The 6,882-nt window shown below is 58.1% G+C and carries 7 protein-coding genes; 6 read left to right on the plus strand and 1 reads right to left on the minus strand.

The features are described 5' to 3' along the window. The first annotated feature begins 28 nt into the window (after positions 1-28). The 4 genes from rpsK to rplQ are packed head-to-tail and all read left to right on the plus strand — an operon-like array spanning position 29 to position 2,502. On the plus strand, positions 29-424 hold the full coding sequence (gene rpsK, locus RTI30_RS11465) for a 30S ribosomal protein S11 (RefSeq protein ID WP_312283804.1): 396 nt from the start codon (positions 29-31) through the stop codon (positions 422-424). 17 nt (positions 425-441) lie between these two features. Next, on the plus strand, positions 442-1,068 hold the full coding sequence (gene rpsD, locus RTI30_RS11470; RefSeq protein WP_312283805.1) for a 30S ribosomal protein S4: 627 nt from the start codon (positions 442-444) through the stop codon (positions 1,066-1,068). A 22-nt stretch (positions 1,069-1,090) separates the two neighbouring features. Beyond that, positions 1,091-2,104, plus strand: coding sequence for a DNA-directed RNA polymerase subunit alpha (locus RTI30_RS11475; RefSeq protein WP_312263249.1), 1,014 nt, complete (start codon positions 1,091-1,093; stop codon positions 2,102-2,104). Positions 2,105-2,130: 26 nt separating this feature from the next. Beyond that, positions 2,131-2,502: a 50S ribosomal protein L17 gene (gene rplQ, locus RTI30_RS11480; RefSeq protein ID WP_312263248.1), complete on the plus strand. Its 372-nt coding sequence runs from the start codon at positions 2,131-2,133 to the stop codon at positions 2,500-2,502. Between the two features lie 46 nt (positions 2,503-2,548). Here rplQ and uvrA read toward each other — a convergent pair whose 3' ends face one another. After that, positions 2,549-5,362, minus strand: coding sequence for an excinuclease ABC subunit UvrA (gene uvrA, locus RTI30_RS11485; protein ID WP_312263247.1), 2,814 nt, complete (start codon positions 5,360-5,362; stop codon positions 2,549-2,551). 81 nt (positions 5,363-5,443) lie between these two features. Here uvrA and RTI30_RS11490 point away from each other — a divergent pair, with 81 nt between their 5' ends. Beyond that, on the plus strand, positions 5,444-5,896 hold the full coding sequence (locus RTI30_RS11490) for a single-stranded DNA-binding protein (RefSeq protein ID WP_312263246.1): 453 nt from the start codon (positions 5,444-5,446) through the stop codon (positions 5,894-5,896). Positions 5,897-6,477: 581 nt separating this feature from the next. After that, positions 6,478-6,777 carry a hypothetical protein gene (locus RTI30_RS11495; protein ID WP_312263245.1) on the plus strand — a complete coding sequence of 100 codons (300 nt, stop codon included), beginning with the start codon at positions 6,478-6,480 and terminating at the stop codon, positions 6,775-6,777. Positions 6,778-6,882 lie beyond the last annotated feature (105 nt).

Below are 6,882 nucleotides of genomic sequence, written 5' to 3' on the forward strand. Positions count from 1 at the left end.
CGCCCGCTGATTTTGAGGGATCGACCCAATGGCAAAAACGCAAACGAACGCGCGTGTGCGCAAAAAAGTCAAAAAAAACGTTGTTGACGGCGTGGCGCACATCTATGCCTCTTTCAACAACACCATCATTACCATCAGTGATCGGCAGGGAAATGCTCTTGCTTGGGCTAGCTCCGGTGGCTCCGGGTTTCGTGGCTCGCGCAAAAGTACGCCTTTCGCGGCGCAGGTGGCCGCCGAGAACGCCGGTCGACGGGCGCAGGAGTATGGGGTCAAGAATCTGGACGTTGAGGTCAGTGGCCCCGGGCCGGGACGGGAAAGCACGGTTCGAGCGTTGCACTCTGTCGGGTTCCGTATCACCAGCATCCGTGACGTGACCCCCATTCCGCACAATGGTTGCCGTCCGCCGAAAAAGCGGCGCGTATAATTTTCTGGAGGTAGGTCGTGGCTAAATATACCGGGCCCAGTTGTCGTCAGTGTCGGCGCGAAGGTAGTAAACTTTTTCTCAAGGGCGAGAAGTGTTTTTCGGATAAGTGCCCAGTAGTGATCCGTGCCTATGCGCCGGGCCAGCACGGACAGCGGCGCGGACGGGTGAGCGAATACGGGACCCAGTTACGCGAAAAGCAAAAGATGCGTCGAGTATACGGCATTCTCGAGGGGCAGTTTCGGCGCTATTTTGCCGCTGCTTCGCAGAAAAAGGGCGTCACTGGCGAGCTGCTGTTGCGATTCCTGGAACTCCGTCTCGACAATGTCGCCTATCGGGTGGGCTTCGGCTCCTCCCGCGCCGAGGCTCGGCAAGTCGTACGCCATGGCCACGTGACCGTCAATGGACGGCGCGTAGATATTCCCTCGTATCAGGTTCGTGCCGGTGACGTTGTCGCGATCGCCGAGGGAGCCAAAGAGCATGTTCGCATCCTCAATGCTGTCGAGGCAGCGGCGGGTCGCGGCTATCCAGAGTGGCTCAGCGTCGATACCAAGGCACTCAGTGCTACCGTCAAAGCTGTTCCGGTTCGCGACGAGATGCCGCTGGATTTGAACGAGCAGATGGTGGTGGAACTCTACTCCAAGTAAAACGGAGCAACGGGGATTATTTATGGCTGAAGTTGGCGATCTGTTGTGTCCGCAGAATTATGAAATCGAGACCATCACTGCACATAGCGCGCGGATCAGTCTCGGACCTCTCGAACGCGGCTTTGGACACACCCTTGGAAATGCTTTGCGGCGGATCCTTCTCTCTTCCTTGCGCGGCGTCGCGGTTACCGAGGTCGAAATCGAAGGGGTCTTGCACGAGTACTCCAGTCTGGAGGGGGTTCAGGAAGATGTCGTTGATATCCTTTTGAATCTCAAGCAGCTTGCAATCTATTCTCATCGACAGGAAGCGCAGACGATCACGGTGCGCAAGCATGGCCCCGGTCTGCTGACCGGAGCCGATATCGTCGCCGAGCATGGGGTGGAAATTGCCAATCCCGATCAAGTGATCGCTACCCTGACTCGCGACGTGGAAATAGTCATGCACTTGCGCCTGGACTCCGGAAGGGGATATCAGGCGGCCGCCTCTCGGCAACGCGATCACGAAAAGCGTATTGGTGTATTGGCGCTCGACGCCAGCTTTAGTCCGGTTCGGCGCGTTAGCTTTCAGGTCGAGAGTGCCCGCGTCGAGCAGCGTACCGACCTCGATCGATTGGTGCTTACAGTGGAGACCAACGGCACACTCGAGCCTTTGGCAGCGGTCCAGGAAGCGGCACGCATCTTGCGCCAGCAGTTGGACGTTTTCGTGGGTAAGGAAGCGCCGACCATCGAGGAGCCGCGCAGCTCTTCCGCTCTTGTAGAGGATTTGATGCCGTTGCTCGAACGCACTGTGGATGATCTCGAGCTTACGGTTCGCTCGGCCAATTGTCTCAAGGCGGAAGATATCTTCTACATTGGGGATCTTGTGCAAAAGACCGAGCAGGAATTGCTGAAGGCCCCCAATTTGGGACGCAAGTCCTTGAATGAAGTCAAGGAAGTGCTGGCAAGCAAGGGCTTGAGTTTGGGGATGCGCTTGGAAAACTGGCCGCCGGAGAATCTGCCACCGCTCGGTAGCAAAAGCTCCGTCGAGGCGGATTGAGCTAACATTTTTGGGAGTATGCCGACATGCGTCATGGCAATAGCGGGAAAAAACTGAATCGTAACAGCAGTCATCGGCGAGCGATGTTTGCTAACATGATGGTATCTTTGTTTGCGCACGAGCGTATCGTTACCACCTTGCCCAAGGCCAAGGAGCTGCGTCGTTTTGCCGAACCGATGATCACTCTGGCCAAGGAGCCGACGGTTGCGCGTCGGCGTTTAGCCTTTGCGCGGCTGCGCGATCGCGCTGCGGTGGTGAAGTTGTTTGATGAATTGGGCCCGCACTATAAGGCCCGGCCCGGTGGGTATTTGCGCATTGTGAAATACGGTTTTCGCGCTGGAGATAATGCGCCTTTGGCCATCGTCGAGTTGGTGGACCGCGAGGCGAAAGCCAGCTGATCTGGCGCTCTTCATAGCGGTATAGAGAGGCTGAGGAAGATGTTCCTTAGCCTTTTTTTGTTGCCGCCGTTTGCGCAAGATGCCGGGCAAGGTAGCGGCCGGTATGCGAGTGCTCCTGGGTCATCAGCTGTTCTGGCGTGCCTTCGGCGATGATTCTGCCCCCGCCATTGCCTCCCTCGGGTCCAAGATCGATAATCCAGTCGGCGCTTTTGATGACATCGAGGTTGTGCTCGATGACCACGACACTATTGCCCGCCTCAACGAGCTTCTGCAAGACTGTTAGGAGTAGCGCAATATCATGGAAGTGCAGGCCGGTGGTGGGTTCATCGAGGATATAGAGGGTGCGACCGGTATCGCGGCGGGAGAGCTCGCGGGCAAGCTTGACCCGCTGTGCCTCGCCGCCCGACAAAGTAGTGGCGGATTGCCCGAGGCGAACATAGCCCAATCCAACATCCAAAAGGGTGCCGAGTTTGCGGGCGATGGCGGGTACTGGCGCAAAAAAGTCTGCGGCCTCTTCGATGGTCATCTGCAGCACGTCGTGGATGGATTTTCCTTTGTACAGAATCTCCAGGGTTTCGCGTTTGTAGCGGCGCCCCTGGCAAACATCGCACTCGACGTAGACGTCGGGTAAGAAATGCATTTCGACGCGGATCATGCCTTCGCCTTCGCAAGCCTCGCAACGCCCACCCTTGACGTTGAAACTGAAGCGGCCGGGACCGTAGCCACGGGTACGCGCTTCACTGGTACCCGCAAAAAGCTCACGCACGGCGGTAAACAGCCCGCTATACGTAGCGGGATTGCTACGCGGCGTGCGGCCGATGGGGCTTTGGTCGATGGCGATGATCTTATCGAGGTATTCGACTCCGATGAGGTCATCGAAAGGAGCCGGCGTCAGGTGGCTGTTCATCAAGCGGCGGGAACAGGCGGGGTAGAGCGTATCGTTGATCAGAGTGGATTTGCCTGAGCCGCTGACCCCGGTAACGACGGTAAACACGCCGAGGGGGATCCGGAGATCGACATCCTGCAGATTGTGGCCGCGCGCGCCGCGGAGTTGTAAAAAGCGATTGTTCTCGGGTTGGCGGCGGTGCTCGGGGACAGCAATGCAGAGATCGCCGCGAAGATATTTTCCGGTAAGCGAGTCGGCGGTTTCGGCGACCATCGCCGGATGACCAGCAGCCACGACTTCGCCGCCATGCACCCCCGCTGCTGGCCCCATGTCGACCAAGTAATCCGCAGCACGAATGGCGTCTTCGTCGTGCTCGACGACGATAACGGTGTTGCCGAGATCGCGCAGGCGTTTGAGGGTTTGCAGCAGGCGGTCGTTGTCGCGCTGATGCAGACCGATGGAGGGCTCATCCAATACATACATGACGCCCACCAAGCCGGCACCGATTTGGGAAGCGAGACGAATCCGTTGCGCCTCGCCACCAGAGAGGGTTTCGGCAGAGCGGTCGAGGCTCAAGTAGTCGAGGCCAACGTCGATGAGAAACTGCAGCCGATCATGGATTTCTTTGAGGATGCGTTCGGCAATCACCGCTTCCTTGCCATCGAGTTGTAGGTTCTGGATGTAGGCCAAGGTGTTGGCGATGGACAGGGTCGAGAGTTCGTGAATGTTGCGGTCGCCTACCCGGACCATGCGTGCTTCGGCGCGCAGGCGGCTACCGCCGCAGTCGGGGCAAGGCAGACGGCCCATGAAGCGAAGAATCTCGTCCCGTAGCAGCTGGGACTGGGTTTCGCGCAGGCGTTTTTCGAGGGCTGGGATGATGCCTGGGTAGCGCTGGGTTTCGGACTTTTTGCCGCGCACCGGCAAGGGTTGCGGGTAGCCATGAAGGAGGATTTGCCGCACCGACTCTGGCAATTCCTGCCAAGGCGTTTCGAGAGAGAACTCGAGGCGTTCGGCCAAGGCGGCAAGCAGCGCTGCCAGTCCGCCATCGCGCTGGCGCCAGGGCGCAATGGCACCATCGGCGATGCTCAGCGCAGAGTTGGGAATCAGCAGGTTGGGGTCGAAGATATTGATTTCGCCAAGCCCGTCGCAGCGAGGACAGGCCCCTGCCGGGTTATTGAAAGAAAAGAGCCGCGGCTCCAGGGCGGGAAAGGAGCGTCCGCACTGGTGACAAGCGTGACGACTGGAAAAGAAATGCTCCTGTTCTTCCTCGAGATTGAGAACGATGGCTTCTTCCTCCCCCATGATCAGAGCGCTTTCCAGCGACTCGGCGAGGCGCCCGCGAACGTCTTCGCGCAGCACCAGGCGATCGACGACGGCCTCGATGCGATGTTTACGCTTGGGATCGAGGACGGGAAGTTCTTCCAATTCGTAAATCTGCCCATCGACCCGGGCGCGCACCAGACCCCGCGCCCGCAGCCCCTGAAAGACTTCGTCGTGGCTGCCTTTACGATCGCGCGTTACGGGCGCGAGAATCAGCAGCCGCGTGCCAGGTTGCCAGCTGAGAATTTGATCGAGCATTTGCGCAATGCTCTGACTTTGAATCGGTGTCCCGCAGCACCAGGGCGTACCCACACGGGCGTACAGCAGGCGCAGATAATCGTGGATTTCGGTAATGGTACCGACGGTGGAGCGCGGGTTGTGGGAGGTAGATTTCTGCTCGATGGCAATGGCTGGCGACAGACCCTCGATGGCGTCGACATCGGGTTTGCCCATGAGCGAAAGAAATTGCCGGGCATAGGCAGAGAGGCTTTCGACATAGCGGCGCTGCCCTTCGGCATAGAGGGTGTCGAAGGCGAGAGATGATTTTCCCGAACCCGAGAGCCCGGTGATGACGATTAGCTTGTCCCGGGGAATACGCAGGCTGATGTTTTTGAGATTGTGGGTGCGGGCGCCGCGGATCTCGATAAAGTCCATGCCATGTGCTTCGCTTCTGCGGAGAATGGGATAGTATAGGCGTTATCGGGACGGGCGTCCTCGGCTAACAGGAGAGAAACCATGGCGGGAGTGAACAAAGTAATTCTGCTCGGACACTTGGGGCGAGATCCGGAGATGCGCTATCAGCCCAGTGGCGCGGCCATCGCCAACCTCAATCTGGCGACTTCGGAGACTTTCAAAGACCGTGACGGCAATCGACAGGAGCGCACCGAGTGGCACCGGGTAGTGCTGTTTGGGCGCACTGCCGAGGTTGCGGGTGAGTACCTGAAAAAGGGCAGCATGGCCTATGTGGAAGGCCGCTTGCAGACGCGCAAGTGGACCGACAAGGAAGGTCAGGAGCGCTACACCACGGAAATCGTGGGCGATCGCTTGCAACTGGTGGGGGGACGTGGCGGCGGTGGAACTGCCAATTTCGATGACGAGCCGCAGGAGATCAGCAGCTCCCAGGGCGCGAGCCGGAGCGCGGCGCGAGCTCCGGTCGAGAGCTTCGAAGACGACGATATCCCGTTCTGACCTCGAGTTCGCAAGCCGAAAGAGAGCGAGCCCAGGGATGGGCTCGCCTTTTTTGGTGGTTGGTGCCCAAACTCAATAAATTCCTGGCACCCGTGCGTCCACATTTTTACAGGCGGGCAGTTCAACCCACCCGAGCGCACGGGCCGATACGCTCTGCTTTGCACGTGACCCTGCCACTTGGGGGTTAGACTACCGCATCTTGCCGGCGGGCTGACCAAAAAGAGGCAGACTAGGGCGACATGGGAAAAGCATCATCGTGCGTTGTGAAAACGGGAGTGCCGACCCGGTTGCATTTTCCAACATATGTGTAATGTGTGAGATTGTCAGACTCCGAGCCGCTATGGCTGACAGAGCGTTATTCGAGAAAACCCATGCCAATCAATACGAACAGAGTTTCATGCACCTCGTCTCTTCGGATTTGCCAAGCTACCTTACTGAACTAAGGGTGAGCATGCAGCGCCCCATCTCTATGAGTGAATTTGCCAAAAAAGGCGTCGATGTGTCGACTCTGTGCAGGAGTTTTGGCCTCGAGGGAGACTTTCCAGGCTGCTATGTGCTGATGCAGAAGGGCACACCGGTGTATGTCGGCATATCTCGGTCCGTCTTGCGACGGCTTCGTCAGCACGTTCGAGGAACGACCCACTTTGACGCAAGTCCTTGCCTGGCGAATTGCGGCGGGGCGCGTGCCTCACGAAATGACTCGAGCCCAAGCGATGGAATCTGAGGAGTTCAAGGAGCAATTTGCCGCAGCCAAGGAATACCTGAAGAGCTTGGCTGTAGGCTACGTGAAGATCAATAACCCACTGGTGTTGTATGTATTCGAGCCTTATTGCGCCATGGAGTTCGAAACTGCAGAGTGGAATACGTTTGAAACCCATTGATGTCTTGGGCTCCAACGGTTCGCTGCCGGCGTGACGACTCCGTAGCTGGCCAAAAATGGTAGCGTACGCCGGCTGGGCCTAAGCGTTGTAACAATACAAATATCT

Source organism: Candidatus Igneacidithiobacillus taiwanensis (genome assembly GCF_031962545.1).
Taxonomy (GTDB): domain Bacteria; phylum Pseudomonadota; class Gammaproteobacteria; order Acidithiobacillales; family Acidithiobacillaceae; genus Igneacidithiobacillus; species Igneacidithiobacillus taiwanensis.